Genomic DNA, 21471 nt, shown 5'->3' on the forward strand with positions numbered 1-21471 from the left:
GAACCACCAGGAAACGCGCCCGGCTATGCCGGGTTTTTTTATGTCAGTGATTAGTGCTCAGTGTACGTGTGTAGTGAGTCAAAACGTTGATATCGCGGTTCCTAATGTGAACATTGCCACACTAATTTGTGTACTGGTTATCTTTAAAATAAGGTTAAATCCTGTATCTTTATATTACAGTGAGTTACATGAAAGTTGTGCCAAATAATAATAGTCAGTAGTGCTTGATGATTTTCAACGGAAAGGATTTTGAGTCGGAAATTGTCAGTATTTTTGATCGATAGTGTGATTGCAAATACAGTCAATGACGTACTAAATAGACATAGTGTGTTAATCGAAGTATGTCATAAAGCTATCGTAATTGCTTCGGCAAGGTGCTTTCTCGAGTAAGATCAGGTGGGAGTTCGGTGTAGGTATATTTCCGTCACCTTGTTGATCTCGGCTCACATGAATAATTTCTTCTATACTACTCTGTTATCTTGTTCAAATTGCAGTTCGTGCAGGATGTTTTGCGCCCAGCAGAAATTTGAGTAGTTACGTTGTTAACAGAGTAGGTGAGCGTGCCAAATCAATATCAAGTTTGGCATGCTTTCAATAAGATTGGGAAGGATTGGCTATCCATGATTTTAGTCTTGGCAGGTTCGATAATTGCTTTTTCCATGGTTCATGAGGCCACAGAAGTCACGCCATTTAAACCGGGCGAAGTTGTCCACGAAGTCACGCATCGCAAAGGTACCGACGAGCTTGCGTACGTACAGGTCAGGTCTAAAGTAGAACCTGCGGTTATGCAGAAATACAGGAATATTGTTCGACAGGCTTATGATTACAGCTGCGGGTCAGCAGCGTTGACTACAGTGTTGGAGCACTATTTGGGGCGTCGCTTTGAAGAACGCCAGGTTATGGAAGGGTTGCTCCATTATGGAGAGAGTGAGCGGATCGTTGAGCGACGAGGTTTCTCAATGCTCGATATGAAGCGGTTGGTAACAGCGTTAGGCTACCCCGCAGGGGGCTTTAGAGCTGAACTTGAGGATTTAATAGCCCTCGATCACCCAGCAATTGTTCCAATTCATTATGCTGGCTTCAAGCACTTTGTTGTTGTGCGGACGGTTAAGGATGGCCGGGTTTTCATCGCAGACCCTTCAATGGGGAACATTTCCTTTACGCTTGAAGGGTTCAAGCAGAAATGGGATCAAAATGTTCTATTCGTCGTATTTCCGGGGGACACCAAGCCCGTCGATGGTTTGGAGCTTCGGGAGGAGGATATGCGTTTTATTGATGATCAGACTTTATCCATGTTGGCCTTCCGTGAGTATCCTCAATTCACTATTCCGTTACAAAATCGTATTCAGAATGAGCTGGAGCGTCAGAAAGACAACGCGGACGGCTCGGTTAATAATACCCGTAAGCAATTGCATTATCACCGAAAGTAGCGATCTTGAAGTACTCAATTTTGGAGCCAATTGGCGGAATATAAATTTTCAGTCGGAAAGTCCTTTAGGATCCGAATATAAGTAAAAAAGGAAATCAGAATGAATCGTTGGGTAGTACCGTGTATCGTCTTTTGTTCTTCAACCCTTGTCTTCACACCGACTTGGGCAGAAGAACCCACCAGTGTTGACAAGGCTCGGGAAGCCTTGACCAAACAGGAGGGTGATACGGATTCCGCTCAGCAATTGGAAGAAGTTTTCCAGGCCGCTGAAAAGAACTATTCGTTGATTAAGAAAGGGAACATATCATTATCCTTCTCTTCAGACTACAGCTACTTTGGTGATCAGCGATTAGATATCCAAATTGTAAACAGTTCGGTACGCAACCTGAATATCGTACCATCCGCGACGCACACGTTCACTAACAGTTTCTCTGTCGATTATGGTCTGCTGAGTAATGTTACTGTGGGGGCCAGAATTCCGTTAGTCGTGAAATATGATACCCAGAAAGAAGTCGATACCATGAATATGGGGGACGTTTCACTCTCTCTGAAATGGCAGCCTTTGGAATATACACCGGGTAAAATCTCAAGCACGGTTTTTACTTCGCTGGGAACCAAAACAGGCGTGAGTCCCTATGAAATAGATACTAATAATGATTTATCGACTGGAAGCGGTAATTATTCGCTTTCAACCGGTTTAAGTTTGTCCAAAGTACTTGATCCCGTTGTGGTGTATGGATCATCCTCTGTTTCCTACGGCATGCCGATTACCGGGTTGAATCAAGTTCGTGGTGGTCGTTTGCTTACCAAGGTCAGTCCTGGTTTTAGTGCCTCTTTTTCGGGTGGTTTTTCATACTCTCTCTCTTATGATATTTCATTGAGTGCTTCAATTCAGATGTCTTACTCTGATGAAACAACACTGACTTTCTCTGATGGTACCCAGGCAGTATCCCAGGATCAGATTAGTAGTGTGATGAATTTTTCTTTGGGAACTCGTGTCAGCGAGAAGACAATTGTGAACACCAATGTGGGCTTTGGTCTAACGGAAGATTCTCCGGATGTTATTCTCGGTTTTTCTCTCCCTATCAACATTGCGGGTTTGAAAGAGCAATAGTGGATGCTGTTGGAGTCGGAGAACTCAAAAAGAGAGTTACTAATGAGAATTATATTTAATAAGCTTGCTTTTATTGTCCTGGCATTGAGCTATAGCGTGATTGGTCACGGTCAGTTGACCCAGAACCTCGCAATTGATATGCAGGCGTTGTCCCTCGGGAACGCAGTAACTGCAGATCCAAATGGTTTGATGGCGATACATTATAATCCTGCGGGTCTAACCCATTACAAAGGACGCAATTTCCAGGTTAATTTGCTCAGCGCTTACATAGATATCGATGCAGATTTCATCGCCCCTCCCGGTTATGAGATTTTTGGTATAGATGGTGTTGAGAATGATCCGGTTGCAAATTCACACAGCCATGTAAACCGTCTTGCGATTTATGTTCCAGGGTTAGGGCTGCAAAAGCTGCCTCCTGGACCCGCGCTTGCACCTTCTACGGCATTTAGTGTGAATTCGCCTGGCTCAAAGTTGACGTTTGGTAATGCGTTTTACCTGCCGATGTTTGCCGGATTCTATCGAAAACCAACTGATCCGGGTAGATATCAGCCTTTGGCGGCGGCACTTCAGCGTATTACCTATCTTTCCCCGACAGTTGCATATGAAGTCAATGATGAGTGGTCTGTCGGTCTGGGTGTGCACTTTTCTTATTTTGCACTCGCAGCGGAGCAATATATGCGCGCTCCCAACATGATGCTGGGGATGGCTGAGATTCTGCAGGATGCATTTAACTGTGAGAGTGGTGATGAACCACTTGCTCCGTTCATTACGCTCTGTGGTGGTAACGTCGGTCCTTTTGATGATATTGGTGTATTGTCATTGGAGTTGGATCAGTCTCTGTCACCTACCTATGCTGCAGGTGTCTTATGGGAGCCGAATGATTGGTTCCGTTGGGGGGCGAGTTACACCAGTGATGCAGATATGCATCTGAACGGGACTTATGAGTTAAATTACACAGAAGACTTCTCGGGTTTTTGGCGGCGTTTTAATGGTTCGATTATCGGATCTATCACGTCTGCAATTTTAAGCTTACCATCCGGCGCGCCTCGGGAGGCGGGTAACGTAACCATGAAACTTACGTATCCGCAGCATTTTCAAACGGGCATCAGTGTGAAGGTTCACCCTTTGTTAACCGTTAATATTGATGTTGGCTGGACTGATTATAAAAAGTGGGATGCCTTTAACTTCCAGTTTGATCGAAATCTCGAATTTCTCGGCGCTGCACGAATCCTTTCTCCGCAAAATGCGACTTCTAATACGTTGAGCCTGCCGCAAGGTATGGTTGATGTTTGGAATTGGGCATTTGGGTTTGAGTTGCATGCATCAAGTCGTCTGGACTTGCGCGCTGGTGTTGAAATTCGTGACTCGGTTATACCAAATGATCAGCGCAACCTGATGGCCCCTTTTGGTGGTGCCAACTTGTATAGTGTTGGTATGGGCTACCGCTGGTCCAGGGATGCCGATATCAGCATGTCGCTAAGTTACATTCACTCAGTTGAGAATATCCCTGCAGATACAAGTTGTAATATCAACTGCGACGCGATCGATAATATTGTTTACAACCCTTATGCTGGCCTGGATGTTAAAACTTCTCTCAGAGCGGTTTTGGCTGGTTTAACCTTCCGTACCCGGTTCTAAGTTCGCTTTATCTGGGCTAAAATCGGGTTTATTAGCATAGGTAGTAGGTACTCACTTCCCATAAGGTATTCCGCGAGGAGTACCTTTTTTCTCTTCCAGGATAGGCTAATGCGATTTTTAATTTTAATCATGTTGTCCGTGTCTTTGCCTGTTAATGCTGCTGAAAAATACCGGACGTGGATTGATAGTGATGGTAATGTTCAAATGCAAAAAATACAGGAAGAGCGCAATCCATTCTTGCCTGAAGGTGTGACCTTTGAACCCGAAGATGTGGTTCGTAAAAATAACAATCAGGCGGCCACAGGAAAGTCGGATGCGGAGGTGAACTCTGGGGAGAGTGCTCGCACTCCTTCTGCAGATCCAGTGAAGAGCGATACAATAGTGAATAAACCGCTCCCCGGTCTGGCTAATCCTGAGAATACTTCTTCTGGCGACGCCCCTCGGATTCGATCTGATCTGGATATTACGGTTGTTGATGAAAGTGAGTTTGTGGATGGTGACGAGCTTGCGCGACGTGGCTATATTCGTGATGAAAATGAAGTGCCCACTTATGTTTGGCGTGATGCAGAAGGGCGTTTGCAGAATTCTCCGTATGTTCCCAACCCTGATCAGAAACAATCAAATGGTAGCCAGGCCTCAGTGAGTGAAGAGTTAGTCACACCTGCTATCCAATACTTTGTCGTTCCTGGTTACGATGCTGTGGTCGCTCAAGGCGCTAGCCATTTTTCGCCAGACATGCTTAAGGTTGGCGATTTTGTCACTTTCCAAAAGCAGTGTTGTGAGTCTCTGGACAAGGAGTATATTCAATCGCTTTCGTCAGAACGGGAAATTTTGGTCGAGATTGATGATCGCTCAAATGATTTTAATTTTCCCAGTGGTCAGAGTCGTTATGAACTGGTGAAAATAGACGAAGCTGGATTAAATACAAATCCGCTCGTTCGCATGCGTACGTTTGATCAAAAGGGGCTATTCTACCCTACCATAATAATGTTAGGTCGAAGCTTTGAACCACTTAGGATGATTGTTTACCCTAAGCTGGATTATCACCCCGAAACCTGGAATCGTTACGGTTATATGGAGAGTTTATTCAAAGTTAATTATATGAATGGCGAGAAGTATATCCTGGTGTTTTCCCGTCGGAATGAACAGATCTATAATGAGGCCGTTCCTGATAAAAAAGGTCGTCAGAAACAATTGGCATTGACGGATCAAGGCGAATTTGAATTCAAGCTTTTGAAATGAACTCTGAGTACTTGCATCGCTTCATTCAATTTCTGAGACTGTTTTAGAGAGCCACCCCGATCAGGGTGGTGTTCCATTGCCATTTGTTTATATGTTCTCTTAATGACTTTATAGCCTTTCTCGTTGTACTGAATATCCTTGGGGTTCAAGCCAAGGGTCTCCAGTGCTGCAACAATGTGGTCACTACGAATGACCCTGCGCCAAAATGACTGGAGCATTTCATCCAGATCTTCCTCTGTTGTCCTGTATAAATTATCGGTATCCAGATAGAACTGTCGCAGCGGTATGTTTTCCAATTCTTGCGAGAGTTCATTGTTGTGCTTTTTGCAATCGTGAGGTCTTAAATGGATTTGCAAGGGCGAAATGATGAGAGTCGTTGATGCCATCGAATCAGAAAGCTCCCTTTGCCAGCAATAAAGCTTGTGGAACAGGGCGAAATGAATCGGGAAGAGTGCGCCTGGGGACTTAAAGTTGAGAAGTTCCGGGAAAGGGTACTTCTCCTTATCGATATCTTTCAGGATTTCGAACTCAGAAATACCGCAGGGGGCTGACTGTATTTTTTTTTGGATGCTGCTCCATAAAACTTGGGGCATTATCTCGTCAATAAGCTTAAACATGTCGCAAGCGTGGCATTAAATAAGTGTGAGATCAAGTGTGAGTAACCTAGGCTTGAATTTATCTGCCAGCTGCCAATTTTTGATACTTGTCTAAGAAAAGCAAAAGCAAAAGCAAAAGCAAAAGTAGAAAAAGTGGTTCATTGAATCATGCAAACCACTTTAACTACAGTAAGGCCGGAACGGCGTTAGTGCCTGGGAAAACTAGCTGTTATCTGGCAAGGCACTGACTCCGCCTAAAAACAGCTTTGTGGCGAAGTGGGCTGCCTGTTTAGGTTCGCCTCCTCGATCAGCGAGCCTGAAGCCGAGCTCATAGCCAACACCATTGAAGGATGCCGAAATATAGTCAACATTGATGTCAGGTAGCTGGCCATCAGCAATAGCGTTTTTGATGTCATTTTCAAATGTTTCAAGCGCTTTGCCAAATATGCCGCTGGAGTAGATCTCCTGAACGATCTTGTCGTTTGCATGCACTAGCTTGTAGACCTCGGGGTCTTCTTCGATAGTGGTAAAAATAGCGAGATAAGCACTGTTAATTCGAGACTCCAGCTCAGGAGCTGTACCTCTCAAGTTAGCCAGATGCTCATTAAGCCTACCCATATAGTCATCGATTAAGGCAGAAAATATGGATCTTTTGTCTGGAAAGTAATTGTAAAAGGTTCCAGAGGCTAAACCGGTTCTACGGATAATGTCCCGCACGGTCACCTTGTCGAAACCGGCTTCGCTGAAACACTCCCGGGCAGCAGTCATAATCGCTCTTTGATTATTTTGCCTGTTTAACTCTCTTTTCCCTAATTTTGCGGTATTCATGACGTGTCCTTACTGTCTTCCATCTTCATCCACTATTATAGCCAGTTTGTTGATAAATAACGAATAGTGAACGCGGAAATAGTTCAATATTTTCAGAAACATGACAATCCATTGGTGAGCTTTTTCCTGAGATTGTTTATAATTGCCGTTTTTTCACACAGTGTGGTAACTATGGAATTGCTTTCCGAGCCAAAGGGTAAAGATCGAGTCGAAGTGAATAAGCTGCAGAAACTGCTCCGTAGAGAAGTTGGCAGGGCGATAGCTGATTTCAAGATGATAGAAGAAGGCGATCGGGTGATGTGTTGTCTCAGTGGTGGCAAGGACTCTTACACCATGCTTGAGATTCTCTCCAATTTGAAGGCTCACGCACCTATACATTTTGAGTTGTTTGCGGTGAATCTGGATCAGAAGCAACCCGGTTTTCCGGAACACGTTTTGCCTGAGTACCTGGCGAGCATCGGTGTTGAGTATTATGTTATAGAGCGCGATACCTATAGCATCGTTAAGGATAAGGTTCCTGAAGGCAAAACCACTTGCGGTCTTTGTTCGCGGTTACGCCGTGGTATTTTGTACGATGTGGCTCAAGATAAAGGTGCTACGAAAATTGCTTTGGGACACCATCGCGATGACATTCTGGAAACTTTGTTCCTTAATATGTTTCACGGTGGAAAAATGAAGGCGATGCCCCCAAAATTGAAGAGTGACGATGGTCGAAATGTCTTGATTCGTCCTTTGGCATATTGCCGTGAAAAGGATATCGAGCGATTCGCGAAATACAAACAGTATCCAATTATTCCCTGTAATTTGTGTGGTTCCCAAGAAAATCTTCAGCGTAAGATGATCAAGGACATGTTCCAGGATTGGGATCGACGTTATCCCGGGCGTCTCGAAAATATGTTCCGGTCAATGCAGAATGTGGTTCCTTCTCATATGGCGGATATCAATTTATTTGATTTCGAGAGCCTTGCACCCGCTGAGCCAATTGAAGCATTTGAAAAGCTGGATGTGATTAATCTGTAATTTGCTGCATTCATTCCAGGGTGATTAATGAATAATAGGGGATTTCGAGTTGTTGAATTCGCTTCGCCCCATCTTCTCCATAATTCACGATGCTCGCAAAATCTGTCACTTCGGCTTTATTTCGGGTTATGAGCGCCGACGCGACCCGCAGTGTTTCACCGCTGTATACGAGATCATCAAATAGCAATACCCGGCTTTCCTCGGGTATTGCACCCTCAGGTAGTGATAACGTGCGTTGTTCTCGAACCTGTTCATGAAACCAACGACCGGGTTTATCGAATGCCAAGCCGGGACTGAAATTGTTCTTCCGGATGATAACAAGAGGTATGGCTAAGCTATAGGCGATCAGTGATGCTACGGGTAAGCCGCTGGTTTCAATGCTGACAATATGAGTATGTTGCTGGTTCAGAAATTGTTGCGTCAGGGTATCCGCAACCATATGCATGGCCTGGGGAGAGCCATAAATTGGGCTAAGGTCAATGTATATTTTACCCTTTTCAGGCCAGTGGTGATGAAGTTTAATCAGTGAGCGTATGAGGTATTCATCGGTAATCATCCTTCACCTGCCTTCGCGCAATTTTTGCTGTCTATCGGAGTCTTCATCTTAACGATAGTACAAAATATAGGCGATTTACAGCTTTACGTCCCCTCTGAGATTACCCTCAGAGGGCAGAGTCTGAACTTAGATGATTCTTGAAAAACCAGTGGTAATGTTGTCTTGCGGTATATAGGCATCGAAAACCTGACACACTGCCCGGATTAACAACCTGCCAGCTGGCTCAATCGTGATCTTCTCTGGTGTGGCAGTTAAGAGCCCATCTTTTTCCATACTTTGTAATCGTTTCAGTTCAGAACTGAAATATTCTGAAAAAACGATGTTGTTCTGTTGTTCAAATTTTTGAATATCAACATTGAAATGACAAATCAACTGCATGATTAAATTACGACGGATCGAGTCATCTGTAGTCATCCATACGCCGCGCTTAACCGGAAGTTCTTGTTGGTCAATTGTAGTTAAATAGGTGTCCAGGTCGTGATGATTCTGGTAGTAGCAGTTACCAATCTGACTGATTGCTGAAACGCCCATGCTGACCAGGTCACAATGGCTATGGGTTGTGTACCCTTGAAAATTCCGGTGTAGTTTACCTTGATCCTGTGCTATGGAAAGTTCATCATCCGGTTTCGCGAAATGATCCATGCCAATGTAGCGGTAACCGGCAGAGGTCAGGGTCCGGATCGTATTCTCAAGAATAATCAGTTTTTCCGCCGGAGCAGGGAGGTCTTGTTCCTGAATTCTGCGTTGCGGCATGAACTTGGAGGGCATGTGTGCGTAATTAAAAACAGACAAGCGGTCCGGGGACATTTCAATTACACGCTCAAGCGTCTCTTGAAATGTATCCCTTGTTTGCAAGGGGAGGCCATAAATTAAATCAATATTGATGGATTTAAAGCCCAAGTCACGCCCATATTTCAGGATTTCACGGGTTTCCACTTCACTTTGAATTCTGTTTACGGCTTTTTGAACTGCGGGGTTAAAGTCCTGGACTCCGAGACTGATTCGATTGAATCCGATGTCTCTGAGTGTTTCTAAAATTGAACCATTGGCTTCTCGAGGATCAATTTCGATTGAATAATCCTGTGATCCATCATTGATAAGATTGAAGTGTTCATTAAGGCATGCCATCAAATCCCGCATTTGAGCTTGGGTGATGAAGGTTGGCGTACCGCCGCCCCAATGCAGTTGTTCTACTGGCCGATTGCCAGAATAAAGCTCCGCTTGCTGAGCAATGTCCTGGTAGAGGCGGTCAAGATAAGGTTGGGATTTTTCCCGCCGTTTGGTGATGACTTTATTGCAGGCGCAGTAGTAACAGATATGGGCACAAAACGGGATGTGAACATACAGAGAAATCGGGTCATCAGCGTGTTGGGTATATTGGGCTGCCCGGGTACAATCACTGACATTGAAGCCCTCGGTAAACTGAATCGCCGTTGGGTAGGATGTATAGCGTGGACCGGACAAATTGTAACGTTTGATCAGCTCATCATCCCATTCCCAGCCTTTTTGCAGAAGTTCAGTTCGGGATTTGAGCGGGATAATATTAGAGTCATTATGTGTTTCGGTAATTTGTGCCATAACGCAGTTGTCCGGATAATTGTCTTAATGTTTTAATCCTATCTCAGTTGGATGTTTTCGCTTTGACGGATGTCAATATCGAGATGAATGGTCAGACAATTATCGATGAGCAACAGGCACTAATTTGTTAGAAAAATTTGGTGTAGGGGATGGGCAAGGTCCAAAGACCCAGCCCGATCAAAATCAATCCCATTAGTTGACTGAAATGGGGGTGGGCTTTTAGTTTGTTTAATTGTTGTGCAAACAGTCCTGTGCCGATCACCGCAGGTAATGTTCCTAAGCCAAAACAGAGCATCACGCCTGAGGCTTGCCAGGGTGAGGCTTGCGCGCTTGCGTAAATCAATGTGCTGTACACCAGCCCGCAAGGCAACCATCCCCAAATGCTGCCTAAAAGCAGTGTTTGAAGTGCTGTTTTGGGCGGAAATACCCGTTTCCCGAATGGTTCCAGGTGTTGCCATATCAAGCTGCCAGCCTTTTCCAGCTTGAGTAATCCAAGCCAGATACGGGCGACGTATAACCCCATGCAGATCAACATCGTTCCAGCTAAAATACGCAACCACTGTAACGACTCGGCCCATATTGTCACCGAGGAATAAGTGACAATGCCGACCAGGAGACCCATTGCGCCATAGCTAAGCAAGCGTCCAGTATTGTAAAGAAGAAGGGTCTGGATTTGCCGTGCGGTATAACCCTCTCCGCTTTTTATACTGAGGCTGAGAGCACTTGAGATACCACCACACATGGCGATGCAATGGCTCGCCCCCATCAGGCCAATCAAAAGTGCGGCGAAATAGGGATAATCAAAACTGTTCATCTTTCTGTGTGTGTGGATGTGTCAGGTGAGAGCCCGGAGTTTGTAGATTCGTTGTTTGGAGTACTCTGTTGTGGTTTGGCTGGTTTCGCGGAGTCTGGAATCATATGCTCGTCATCATCGAATAGAATCTGATGCGCTGGACCCTCCAGGTCGTCGAACTGCCCGGATCTGATAGCCCAGCCAAAAAACCAGATTGCGACAGCGATAATAGTCAGTGAAATCGGGATGAGAACGTATAGTATTTCCATGACCTACCTTTTAACTCTGAGTGCATTGATAACCACAATCAGTGAGCTGAGTGACATGCCAAGCGCTGCGAGATAGGGTGGAATCATCCCCATAACAGCCATCGGCAATGCAAGAATGTTGTATGAAAGTGCCCAAGCCAGATTCTGGGAGATAATTTGCTGGCTTTTCCGCGAGACATGAATGCTCTGCTCAAGGCAGGCCAGGTCATTGTTCATTAAAATGGAGTCGGCGTTAACTTTGGTGAAGTCTCGGGCATTTCCCATTGCGACAGAAACGTTAGCACCGGCCATCACGGGCACATCATTTATCCCGTCCCCAACCATGGTGACAATGTTATGTTCAGACTGAAGCGCTTTTAGGAAGTTCAATTTGTCTTCCGGGCTAGCTTCTGCTTTGTAATTCTCGATACCCAATTGATCGGCTAAAGGCTGAACGACTTCGAGTCGATCACCGCTTAGAATATATGTTTTTATTCTTTGTGTATGGAGAGCGCGAATGACTGGGACAGCATCTTTTCTAATGTTGTCATCAAGAAAAATTGTTGCGAGGAACTCCTTTTCCGATGCCAGATACACCTCGATCAGGTGTGATGCTGACTCATCTGACTGATCATTTTTTGTCGCAGCAGATGGGTGCCAATCAGAAATGAAGCGCTGGTTACCAATCCTGTAGCGGGTGCTCTGGTAAACGCCTTCAACACCCTGACCGTTTACAATTTGCACTTGTGAAGCTGGATGTTTCCCGAATGTCCTGAAAACGGATGCGATAGGGTGGTTAGAATGTCGCTCCAGTGCACCAACGACATCCAGTATCTCTGTGTCCGTAACTCCATTTTCCCAGGTCTTGATTTTTTTCAGGGTGAGCTTGCCTTCAGTTAAGGTTCCTGTTTTATCGAGGACGATATGGTTGGTTTTTGCGAGCGTCTCAATTGCATGTCCCTTCACAATCAAGAGCCCGATTTCTCTCAGTTTATCTGTTGCGGCCGTCAGTGTCGTCGGGGTGGCCAGAGACAGTGCACAGGGGCATGTTATCACCAGAACAGAGAGTGTAATTGCGAATGCGTGATCCGGGTCGTTTAAACCCCAGTAAACTGCCACAGCTGTTGCTACCAGAAGTACGCCCGCGACAAAATAGCTGGCAATTTTGTCTGCTTGCCGTGCGAGAGGGGGTTTATGCTGGAGTGCATCCTGTAGAATATCGAGGATGGCAGAAATTCGGCTGTGGTTTGCTTCCTTGCTTGCGCAAATGGAAATGGTTTGTTCGACGTTGATGGTGCCGGCCAGTACTGTGTCCCCAGCTTTTTTGCTAACTGGAATGAACTCACCGGTTAAGGCTGATTCATCGAAGCTGCTACTTCCTTCTGAAACCGTGCCATCACAGGGGGCGGTGTCACCTTGCTTGATGTGTAAAATGTCACCAATTTTAACTTCCTTGGCAGCGATTACGTGCTCTGTGCCATCAGGGGCAATACGGGTTGCGGAGGTAGGAAGCAATTGCTGCAGTTTGCGAATTCCAAGTGTGCTTTTGAATCGGGTACGCATTTCGAAAAAGCGGCCCAAAAGCAGAAAAAATGTAAACATACAGACTGAATCAAAATAGACTTCCGCCCCCCCAAATAGTGTAACCCAGGCACTTGCTAGGTATGCACAGCCGATCGCGAGGGAAACCGGGACATCCATTGTCAGGTGGCGGGTTTTAAGGTCTCGCAAAGCCGCTTCGAAAAACGGTTTTGCTGAATACAGGACTACCGGTGTGGCAACCAACAGGCTAACCCAGCGGAACAGAATGAGAAACTCCTCGGAAATGCCGCTCAATGCACCGACGTAGAGCGGGATGGCGAGCATCATATTCTGCATGGTACCGATGCCGGCTACACCAAGGCGGAATATGGCTTGTTTTTGTTGTTTTTGTTGCAGTTCATCGATTTCGTTGGCTTGATAAGGCTTGGCGCTGTAGCCGATGCCGTGAATGGCAATCAGTAGATCACTGAACCGAGTCAACTCCGGGTTCCATATAGCTGTTGCGATTTGGGTGCTGTGATTAATCTTGAACTGGACTACGCCATTCTGCTGATTTAGATGCTGTTCCAGAAGCCACACGCAGGCTGCACAGGTGATGCCCTCAACATAGATACGAGTCTTGACGCATTTGGTGAATTCGCCGTCTATACGTTCCTCAACGATTTCTGTAAATTCCTTACTGATATCCTCCCGATCATATAAATGGAGTTCTTCTTTTTTGTGGGTTTCGAGCAGCTCGGGCTTGGTGAGTTTTTCGTTCCGGTATTGGTAAAATGCGGTAAGGCCAGTACCCAGAATTGTTTCAGCGACCGCTTGACAGCCCAGACAACAGAATCGAAGTTGCTTGCCATCATGTTCAGTTTTCAGATTCAGGTCATCTGGAATCGGCAACTGGCAATGATAGCAGGTTAGATCCTTTTCGCTGGTTGGAGTCTGGCTGTCTTCCGGGCGCATGCCCGCTGCCTCGGGACCTGACATTTTATCCTGCGGAGAAGCTGGAGTTACCTGCATAGACAATTCGATTGGAGATTATTGAAATTGACTGACCAGTACAACTGGTGTGTCAGAAGGAAACGCGATTACACCTTTCAATTGCCATCCACCGGCTTCAGAAGTCAGTGTGATATAGCGTTTACCCTCGAATTTTTCCGGAATTTCAGCAATAAATGTTTGCTTGTCAAGCGGCAACAAGGTGGTGCGATAATCGAGCTTGGCCAGAGTCGGGTGCTCAAGCGACAAGGCAATGTCGGAATATTGCTCAGGTGGCATTTCCATAAGATGGACTTGAATCTCATTAATACCGCTATCGCTCGATACTTTTGCCTGGATGCCCAATTCCGCTGCTTTCATATCCTTGGAGATGTTCATGTTTATTGCCAGGCCATCTTTGTAGTATTCATCGTTGACCAACTCGTTCTGACTGGTCAGGGCGAAGTAAATCATGAACATGCTGTAAACGATCGAAGCAAATGGTATGCCGATCAGGAACCAGGGCCAAAACTGTTTGTACCAAGGACGGGGAGCGTTACTGCTGGATGTCATTTAAAAAACCGATTTCGAGTTGGATGGTCAGGTGTTAAGTTACTGTTTGCCTGTTTATGATACCACTTGTGGGGCAAACCCGTGAGCTTTTCATGATGAACGGCCTGTAACAATTAACAGGCCTCCCATTTAAAGCAATGGGGGTGGGCCAAGGAAGCGGCTGTCCGAATCTGCAACGGTGTCAGGATTATCGACTGCGGTGGCATAGAATGTGATTTCATGACTGGTTGATTTCAGGTTTGCCGGGTCGGTTTCAACGCTAATAGGCACTGATGCCACTTCACCAGATTGAATGGTAACTCGGGTTGTGGTGGAGATAAAACCACCAGGAAGTCCTTCAACTGTGACATCAAATTCGCGCAGAGTATCGGCCATATTGACGATTTTGAGCGTATAAGTGTTTTCAATAAAGCCCTTGGGAGTGGTGTAGTAAAGTGCACCCCGATCCCGAATTACGTCCAGCTCCAGCGGTATGCGAGTCGCGATGGAGTAGACGACGGCGAGAACCATAAGCACCAAAGCCGTCAGATAGCCGATGGATTTTGGGCGCACCAAGTGACTTTCGCTACCTTCAAGCGCTTTTTCGGTCGCGTAGCTGATCAGCCCACGTGGATAGTTCATTTTGTCCATGATCTGATCGCAGGCATCGACACAGAGTGCGCAGCCAATGCATTCGTACTGGAGGCCGTCGCGTATATCTATTCCGGTCGGGCAAACCTGTACGCACATTCCACAGTCCACACAATGTCCCAGTCCACTGCTCACGGGATCCGCGCTCTTTTTACGCTTTCCTCGTGGCTCCCCCCGCTGGTAGTCATAGCTCACGGTGAGTGTATCCTGATCGAACATTACGGACTGGAAGCGTGCATAGGGGCACATGTACAAACAGACTTGCTCCCGCATCCAGCCTGCATTAATGTAAGTTGCCAGGGTAAAAAAGGCGATCCAGAAATAGGCCCAACCGCTGCTTACTGTAAACGTAAACAGGTCGGGAACCAGCTCTCGAATCGGATAAAAGTAGCCTACAAATGTTAAGCCTGTTGCAAGCGCTACGAACAGCCATGCCCCATGTTTGAGGGATTTCTTCAACAACTTGTTTGTGGAGTTAGGCGCTTTGTCCAACTTAATTCGTTGGTTTCGACTACCTTCGATGCGTTCTTCAATCCACATGAAAACGAAAGTCCAAGCGGTTTGAGGGCAGGTGTAACCACACCACATTCGGCCAAAGAGTGTCGTGATAAAAAATAGACCAAAGGCGCATATGATAAGGAGCCAGGAGAGTAAGATAAAATCCTGAGGCCAGAAGGTGGTGCCAAACAAATGAAATTTTCGTTCTGGTAAATCAAAATGAATCAATGGCTGGCCGTTGACATTAATCCAGCAAAGCAGGAAATAACTGCCCATAAGCAGCCAAAGCGAGATACTGCGGATTCTTTGGAAGAAACCTTGAATTTCTTTTACGTAAATCTTCTTCCGACTGGCATAGAGCTCAATCGTTTGTGGTTTTGGGGGCGTATCTGCAGATAGCCCGGCTTGATTGGAGTCTGTTATGTCTTGTGTCGGTATTTTTGTTACCGAAGACACATTTTCTGAGTTAGAAGCATTGTTGGACATAATTAAGCACTTCCTGAATCGACATAGCAATTGATCGGTATTGCTATAGCGACTCTGTCGGGCAATGCGCACGCCGCATTGCCCGCAGAATTGCGTGGAAAAGTCCGGCTTTTACTTGTTGGACAGGCTGTAGATATACGCTGCCAAAATGTGAACTTTGTCTTCTCCGAGCAAGTCTTTGTGTGCAGGCATCACACCAGCACGGCCATGTTCGATCGTATATTTGATCTGGCGTGCTGTGCCACCGTAGAGCCAAACACCATCTGTCAGATTCGGTGCTCCCAAAGCCTGGTTTCCTTTGGCATCCGGGCCATGACACGCAGCACATGCCTGCTGAAACATTTGTCCGCCTCGTTCGGCTGATGCAGAATCGTCTGATCGATCACTAAAGGAAAGAATATAATTAACGACATCGAGCAGTTCGGCTTCAGTCATATCAGGCTTCAGTCCTTTTGCAGGCATGTTGCCATTTCGACCAACCAAGATGGTTTCTTTGATTTTGTCGGGAGAGCCGCCATACAACCAGTCATTATCAGTCAAATTTGGAAAGCCGAAACTTCCGCGGGCTGTTGAGCCATGACATAAGGAGCAGTTGTTTGCAAACAAACGCTGGCCAATCTGAATGGCTTCCGGATTCTTCGAAAGCTCTGCGATTGGCGTGGTGCTGTGCTTGGCAAATATAGGACCAAATTTTTCTGTCGCTTCTTGAACTTCCCGCTCATGTTGATTCGCGGAGCTCCAGCCCAATATCCCCTGGAAGTTACCGAGGGTCGGGTACAGAACGCAATAAGCGAGCGCGAAAATGATGGTGGAAATAAACATATAAAACCACCATTTAGGTAATGGGTTGTCCAGTTCTTCGATGCCATCGAAGGTATGGCCCATTGTTTTTTCAGTTTCTGTATCAGTCGTTTGACTTTTGCGTGTAGCGTAAAGTAGCCACCAGGACCCAAAAATGCTTCCCAGTACAATTACACTTATCCACAAGCTCCAGAAGGTACTTAAATCTTCACTCATGGTCTTTCTTCTCCGAATTTTTCAGGGTACGAGCGTCAATGTCGTCATCATCAAATGGTAGATTCGATGCCTCATCAAATTGTGATTTGCGTCGAGAGCTATAGGCCCACAAACAAACACCGATGAATGCAATCATGACCAGTATTGTTGATATGCCTCGTACAGTATTAATATCCATTGCGATTACCGCTTGGTTGGCAAAATGGTACCCAGTTGCTGCAGGTAGGCAACCAGCGCGTCAATTTCTTTGTGTCCTTCAACTGCTGCAGATGCACCGGCAATATCTTCATCAGTATACGGGACGCCAACTTTTCGTAATGCTTCCATCTTTTTCGGTGTTAATTTATGGTCAACCTTGTCTTTAAACAGCCAAGGATAAGATGGCATGATGGACTCTGGTACTACGTTACGTGGGTTGTAAAGGTGAGCACGGTGCCAATCGTCACTGTAGCGCCCACCAACACGAGCCAGGTCCGGACCAGTACGCTTGGAACCCCACAGGAATGGGTGTTCGTAAACGTGTTCGCCCGCCACTGTGTAGTGACCATAACGCTCTGTTTCCGCTCGGAAAGGACGGATCATCTGGGTGTGGCACACGTGACAGCCTTCCCGAATGTAGATGTCCCGACCTTCCAGTTGAATCGCGTTCAGTGGCTTGAGGCCTGCAATTGGTTCATTTAGTTTTTTCGAGAAAAACAATGGAACGATTTCAACCAATCCACCAAAGCTGATTGCCACGATGGTCAGAATGATCATCAGGCCAAGGTTCTTTTCAACTATTTCATGATTCATTTTATATACTCCTTATGCTGTCTGAGGCACGTTGTCCATAGCGACAGCATCTTTCTGTTTTACTGTCAGATAGACATTAACTGCCATAATCAGCATACCGAGCAGGAAGATCGCACCACCGATTACACGGACAAAGTAACCTTGATGACTGGCTTCTACTGACTCAACAAAGCTGTAGGTTAGGGTTCCGTCGGTATTGACCGCTCGCCACATCAAGCCTTGCATAATACCGTTTACCCACATTGAGGCGATGTACAATACGGTACCGATTGTAGCCAGCCAGAAGTGCAGGTTGATCATTGCAGTGCTGTACATGCTGCGCAGACCAAACAGTTTTGGAATCAGGTGATACATGGAGCCAATAGAAATCATGGCAACCCAACCCAGCGCGCCGGAGTGTACGTGGCCCACTGTCCAGTCCGTGTTGTGAGACAGTGCGTTTACGGTTTTGATTGACATCATCGGGCCTTCAAAAGTGGACATGCCGTAGAAGGACAGAGAAACAACCAGGAATCGCAGAATTGGATCAGTACGGAGTTTATGCCATGCGCCGGATAGCGTCATCATACCGTTGATCATGCCGCCCCAGGACGGTGCCAGCAGAATCAGTGACATGACCATACCAGCGCTTTGCGCCCAGTCAGGTAATGCGCTGTAGTGTAAGTGGTGTGCGCCAGCCCATACGTAAATGGAAATCAAAGCCCAGAAGTGGACAATAGACAGGCGGTAAGAGTATACCGGACGGCCCGCTTGTTTCGGGACGAAGTAATACATCATGCCCAGGAAGCCTGCCGTCAGGAAGAAGCCAACCGCATTATGACCGTACCACCATTGAATCATCGCATCAATCGTACCCGCATAGATGGAGTAGGACTTCCACATGGTTACTGGAATTTCCATATTATTGCCAAGGTGTAGAATGGCAACCATGATAATGAAGGCACCCAGGAACCAGTTAGCGACGTAGATATGTTTGGTCTTGCGACGCATGATTGTGCCGAAGAAAACGACAGCGTATGAAACCCAGACCAATGTAATGGCAATGTCAATTGGCCATTCCAGTTCAGCGTATTCTTTAGCTGAGGTGAAGCCCATTGGCAGCGTAATTGCTGCGGCTACGATGACTGCTTGCCAGCCCCAGAAGGTGAATGACGCGAGAGTATCCGAGAATAAACGCGCTTGTGACGTACGTTGTACGATGTAATACGATGTAGCAAATAATGCACTACCGCCAAACGCAAATATTACTGCATTAGTGTGTAAGGGGCGAAGGCGACCGAAGCTTAACCATGCTGTATCAAAGTTAAGCTGTGGCCAAACAAGCTGTGCGGCGATAAACACCCCTGCAGCCATGCCAACAATTCCCCACACAACAGTCATAATGGCAAATTGTCTTACCACCTTATAGTTGTATGTAGTATTGTCGTTTCCTGTGCTCATAATGATTACCAATGGATTTCTAGTTAATAGTTTTTGCGGGCGCAAGTATCCGAAAATGAAGGTGGGTTTTCAATGACTCATATCAAGTAAATCTCTCTTGATAACGCTATGTTATTGTAAAGTAAAGGAAATGCGTACTAAAAAAAATACCGGGAAATCATCGTTTTCAATCATATTTTGGCCTTGAGCGTTCGACTTTGAATGTTTGGTTGAAATATAGACAATTTCGGTAGGGTTGAGTTTAGCTCAAGGTGTGCAATTTTAAAGCGGTCGATGAAGTTGACCAAGTCAGTATTCAAGGGGTGCTATGATCACGAAAATCGGGGAGTTGGAGGTTATTGTTCAGGGGAAATCAGACTTATGCCTGATATTAGCGCATGGTGCTGGAGCGCCCATGGATAGTGAATTTATGAATACGATCTCTATGAACCTTGCGACGGAGGGCATCAAGGTAGTTCGCTTTGAGTTTCCTTACATGCAAAAGAGGCGTATTACCGGAAAGAAGTCCCCTCCAGATCGCCAGCCGAAACTACTTGAAGCATGGCGAGAGGTTATTAATTCATTTTCGGTAGAGCGCAATTTGTTTATTGGTGGTAAATCCATGGGCGGACGAATGGCGACGGTATTAGCCGCTGGGCAGGAGCCATCGCCGATTACGGACCGCATTGGTGGGGTTGTGTGTATGGGGTACCCTTTTCACCCCCCGGGCAAGCCGGAAAAATTGAGAGTCGATCACTTTTCCGAGATGACTAAACCAGTGCTGATATTACAGGGGGATCGGGATCCTTTTGGTCGGTATCGGGAGGCTCTGGACTTTAGTTTGCCAGACCAAATCCGGTTAGAGCGAGTGGTGGATGGTAATCATGACTGGCAACCACTCAAGAAGTCTTCGGTCAGTTGGGCTGATAATATGATGATTTCGGCACGCTGTGTTGCAGAGTTCATGAAAAGCCAAAGTTCACATCGGTAATGATAATTTTTCAATTTGCGCTGAATGATTTTCCTGCCATTCTGCTAAAGTCGTCTCAATTGAAACATCAGATTCACTTGCAAATATGCTGTCGTGAAATGCGTGGTCGGAGGTGTTGAGACAGGGGGTGTTCGGGACTTGTAAGGGGGCACAGACTACATCTATGGGGTGGCTTAGTGTTTCTAAGGGGGAGCTTAGTGCTTGCAGGCTCAGATGATGTTGTTTATCAGCGTTGTTTACCGTTGCGATTGAGGTCTGTGTAGCGTGCGCGAGTTGCATGAGACTGGAAATCGTCGCGGTGATTGTTTCGGTGACTTGCTGTGTTTTTGACGCGAGAGTGCGAACTTCATCGGAAACGACTGCGAATCCGCGTCCATGATCTCCGGCGCGAGCCGCTTCAATGGCTGCATTCAGCGCAAGCAAGTTAGTCTGGTCTGCTATTTCATCAATTTCTTTGATCAGGTCGCCAATAGATTCTGCTTGTTGTACTAACGGGGTGGTGTATTGTTGTGCTTGCTCGATAATTGCGGTTGTTTCTTTAGCTTCAGTTTGGCAAGTGGTTAGGTTAATTCTTAGTGTCTCGTAGATTGCTCTGACCTGTTCTCTATGATCCTCTTTTTCGTTTTCTGCAGCGAAAATTTTTTCACACAACTTATCCTGTTCTGTTTTTAGTTGTTGTTGGCTCTTGTAGTGCTCAATAATCACATTATGTAGTGCAGGTAGCTCGGAGAGATGTGCCTGGATGTCTGAGGTGACTCTGTCGAGTCGCTCTGAGCGTTCATTGCTTTCTGATTGCAGCATGGCGATTTGAAACTGGGCAATATCGAGCGCAGCGTATAATCGTCCGGTATCTGAGTTTTTTCCGGATGCCAGGTAAGCGCTCAAAGGATCATTTATCAAAGAGTGGGCTTTTTTCATCAAAATCCTGGGTTCACGAATAAGGTGTTGCGTGAACAGGGCCCCCATAATCAGTGTGGTTCCGAATGCGCTTGCATAAGCCCATGCTGGAGGTAAAAAGCTGACCAGTAACGTTGCGATGAGTGCAACCGTCGAGAATAGAGCGATACCGGTAACGAGGTGTGGAAGCTTGTAGTGTCCGGGGAGTGTTCTGCCTGGTTTTTTGCGCTGTATCGGGTAGGCGACTTTGGCGCGTATGATTTGTTGATCGTCGGCTGGAATGGCGCGCATTTCGATCTGGTTTGGCTTAAATTTACTGTTAGAAATGAGTGCCTGCAGCCAAATTTCCCCACCATTGGCTGGCTGGAAGGGTAGTATTCCGAACCAGCAGGCATCGGGCTCCTGTAAATTTCGGCAGACACTATCTTTCAATATTTCTGGGAATGGCGGTTTGAACAGGCTTTGTAGGCTATTGCAGCCTAAGGGTTTTAGTATTAGATCGAAATTGGTGTTAGCGCTAATGAGTTGATTAGAGCAATCAAAGGAAGCGGAGTAAAATTCAGGGTCTGCATTGCATTGAGCCTTTTGGTTTCCTGTACTGACCACAATCAGAAC

General features: G+C 46.2%; 20 protein-coding genes. 6 read left to right on the top strand and 14 right to left on the bottom strand.

Annotated features, from left to right (window positions below; genetic code table 11):
- The first annotated feature begins 620 nt into the window (after nt 1–620).
- The 4 genes from OLMES_RS11050 (at nt 621) to OLMES_RS11065 (ending at nt 5423) form a co-directional block, all read left to right on the top strand.
- Complete coding sequence (locus OLMES_RS11050) at nt 621–1430, top strand: C39 family peptidase (protein WP_087461313.1); 810 nt, start codon at nt 621–623, stop codon at nt 1428–1430.
- Between the two features lie 99 nt (nt 1431–1529).
- Nucleotides 1530–2543 (top strand): flagellar protein FilC, encoded by a 1014-nt coding sequence (locus tag OLMES_RS11055; protein WP_087461314.1) that lies wholly within the window; start codon nt 1530–1532, stop codon nt 2541–2543.
- 42 nt (nt 2544–2585) lie between these two features.
- Nucleotides 2586–4181, top strand: coding sequence for an OmpP1/FadL family transporter (locus tag OLMES_RS11060; RefSeq protein ID WP_087461315.1), 1596 nt, complete (start codon nt 2586–2588; stop codon nt 4179–4181).
- A 108-nt stretch (nt 4182–4289) separates the two neighbouring features.
- Nucleotides 4290–5423: a MalM family protein gene (locus OLMES_RS11065; protein ID WP_087461316.1), complete on the top strand. Its 1134-nt coding sequence runs from the start codon at nt 4290–4292 to the stop codon at nt 5421–5423.
- Here OLMES_RS11065 and OLMES_RS11070 read toward each other — a convergent pair.
- Both OLMES_RS11070 and OLMES_RS11075 read right to left on the bottom strand, forming a co-directional pair.
- The gene (locus OLMES_RS11070) at nt 5390–6016 is read right to left on the bottom strand and encodes a DNA-J related domain-containing protein (RefSeq protein ID WP_157678265.1); all 627 of its coding nucleotides are present in this window, start codon (nt 6014–6016) and stop codon (nt 5390–5392) included. The two genes, OLMES_RS11065 and OLMES_RS11070, sit on opposite strands and share 34 nt — an antisense overlap.
- Before the next feature lie 225 nt (nt 6017–6241).
- Nucleotides 6242–6847 (bottom strand): TetR/AcrR family transcriptional regulator, encoded by a 606-nt coding sequence (locus tag OLMES_RS11075; RefSeq protein WP_087461318.1) that lies wholly within the window; start codon nt 6845–6847, stop codon nt 6242–6244.
- 171 nt (nt 6848–7018) lie between these two features.
- Between OLMES_RS11075 and ttcA the strand changes: the two genes are divergently transcribed.
- Nucleotides 7019–7867: a tRNA 2-thiocytidine(32) synthetase TtcA gene (gene ttcA, locus OLMES_RS11080; RefSeq protein WP_087464443.1), complete on the top strand. Its 849-nt coding sequence runs from the start codon at nt 7019–7021 to the stop codon at nt 7865–7867.
- Between the two features lie 10 nt (nt 7868–7877).
- Here ttcA and OLMES_RS11085 read toward each other — a convergent pair whose 3' ends face one another.
- The 11 genes from OLMES_RS11085 to ccoN all read right to left on the bottom strand — a co-directional run bounded on the left by OLMES_RS11085 (nt 7878) and on the right by ccoN (nt 18989).
- Nucleotides 7878–8423 carry a phosphoribosyltransferase family protein gene (locus tag OLMES_RS11085; protein WP_087461319.1) on the bottom strand — a complete coding sequence of 182 codons (546 nt, stop codon included), beginning with the start codon at nt 8421–8423 and terminating at the stop codon, nt 7878–7880.
- 126 nt (nt 8424–8549) lie between these two features.
- Nucleotides 8550–10001 carry an oxygen-independent coproporphyrinogen III oxidase gene (gene hemN, locus OLMES_RS11090; protein ID WP_087461320.1) on the bottom strand — a complete coding sequence of 484 codons (1452 nt, stop codon included), beginning with the start codon at nt 9999–10001 and terminating at the stop codon, nt 8550–8552.
- 127 nt (nt 10002–10128) lie between these two features.
- A complete protein-coding gene (locus OLMES_RS11095; RefSeq protein WP_087461321.1) occupies nt 10129–10815 on the bottom strand; it encodes a sulfite exporter TauE/SafE family protein in 687 nt (228 codons plus the stop codon).
- Nucleotides 10812–11063, bottom strand: a complete 252-nt coding sequence (ccoS, locus tag OLMES_RS11100) for a cbb3-type cytochrome oxidase assembly protein CcoS (protein WP_087461322.1) — start codon at nt 11061–11063, stop codon at nt 10812–10814. The genes OLMES_RS11095 and ccoS overlap by 4 nt, the downstream gene beginning before the upstream one ends.
- Nucleotides 11064–11066: 3 nt before the next feature.
- Complete coding sequence (locus OLMES_RS11105; protein ID WP_198343302.1) at nt 11067–13562, bottom strand: heavy metal translocating P-type ATPase; 2496 nt, start codon at nt 13560–13562, stop codon at nt 11067–11069.
- 51 nt (nt 13563–13613) lie between these two features.
- On the bottom strand, nt 13614–14126 hold the full coding sequence (locus OLMES_RS11110; protein ID WP_087461324.1) for a FixH family protein: 513 nt from the start codon (nt 14124–14126) through the stop codon (nt 13614–13616).
- Nucleotides 14127–14255: 129 nt separating this feature from the next.
- Nucleotides 14256–15740, bottom strand: a complete 1485-nt coding sequence (ccoG, locus tag OLMES_RS11115; protein WP_087461325.1) for a cytochrome c oxidase accessory protein CcoG — start codon at nt 15738–15740, stop codon at nt 14256–14258.
- A gap of 111 nt (nt 15741–15851) precedes the next feature.
- Nucleotides 15852–16757: a cytochrome-c oxidase, cbb3-type subunit III gene (gene ccoP, locus OLMES_RS11120; protein ID WP_087461326.1), complete on the bottom strand. Its 906-nt coding sequence runs from the start codon at nt 16755–16757 to the stop codon at nt 15852–15854.
- Nucleotides 16750–16935: a cbb3-type cytochrome oxidase subunit 3 gene (locus OLMES_RS11125; RefSeq protein WP_087461327.1), complete on the bottom strand. Its 186-nt coding sequence runs from the start codon at nt 16933–16935 to the stop codon at nt 16750–16752. The genes ccoP and OLMES_RS11125 overlap by 8 nt, the downstream gene beginning before the upstream one ends.
- A gap of 5 nt (nt 16936–16940) precedes the next feature.
- Complete coding sequence (gene ccoO, locus OLMES_RS11130) at nt 16941–17549, bottom strand: cytochrome-c oxidase, cbb3-type subunit II (protein WP_087461328.1); 609 nt, start codon at nt 17547–17549, stop codon at nt 16941–16943.
- Between the two features lie 12 nt (nt 17550–17561).
- Nucleotides 17562–18989, bottom strand: a complete 1428-nt coding sequence (gene ccoN, locus OLMES_RS11135) for a cytochrome-c oxidase, cbb3-type subunit I (RefSeq protein ID WP_087461329.1) — start codon at nt 18987–18989, stop codon at nt 17562–17564.
- A gap of 307 nt (nt 18990–19296) precedes the next feature.
- On the opposite strand from ccoN, the gene OLMES_RS11140 reads away from it, so the two are divergent.
- Nucleotides 19297–19959: an alpha/beta family hydrolase gene (locus OLMES_RS11140; RefSeq protein ID WP_087461330.1), complete on the top strand. Its 663-nt coding sequence runs from the start codon at nt 19297–19299 to the stop codon at nt 19957–19959.
- Here the strand turns inward: OLMES_RS11140 and OLMES_RS28835 are convergent.
- The gene (locus OLMES_RS28835) at nt 19948–21462 is read right to left on the bottom strand and encodes a methyl-accepting chemotaxis protein (protein WP_269767749.1); all 1515 of its coding nucleotides are present in this window, start codon (nt 21460–21462) and stop codon (nt 19948–19950) included. The two genes, OLMES_RS11140 and OLMES_RS28835, sit on opposite strands and share 12 nt — an antisense overlap.
- Nucleotides 21463–21471 lie beyond the last annotated feature (9 nt).

The organism is Oleiphilus messinensis (assembly GCF_002162375.1).
Taxonomy (GTDB): domain Bacteria; phylum Pseudomonadota; class Gammaproteobacteria; order Pseudomonadales; family Oleiphilaceae; genus Oleiphilus; species Oleiphilus messinensis.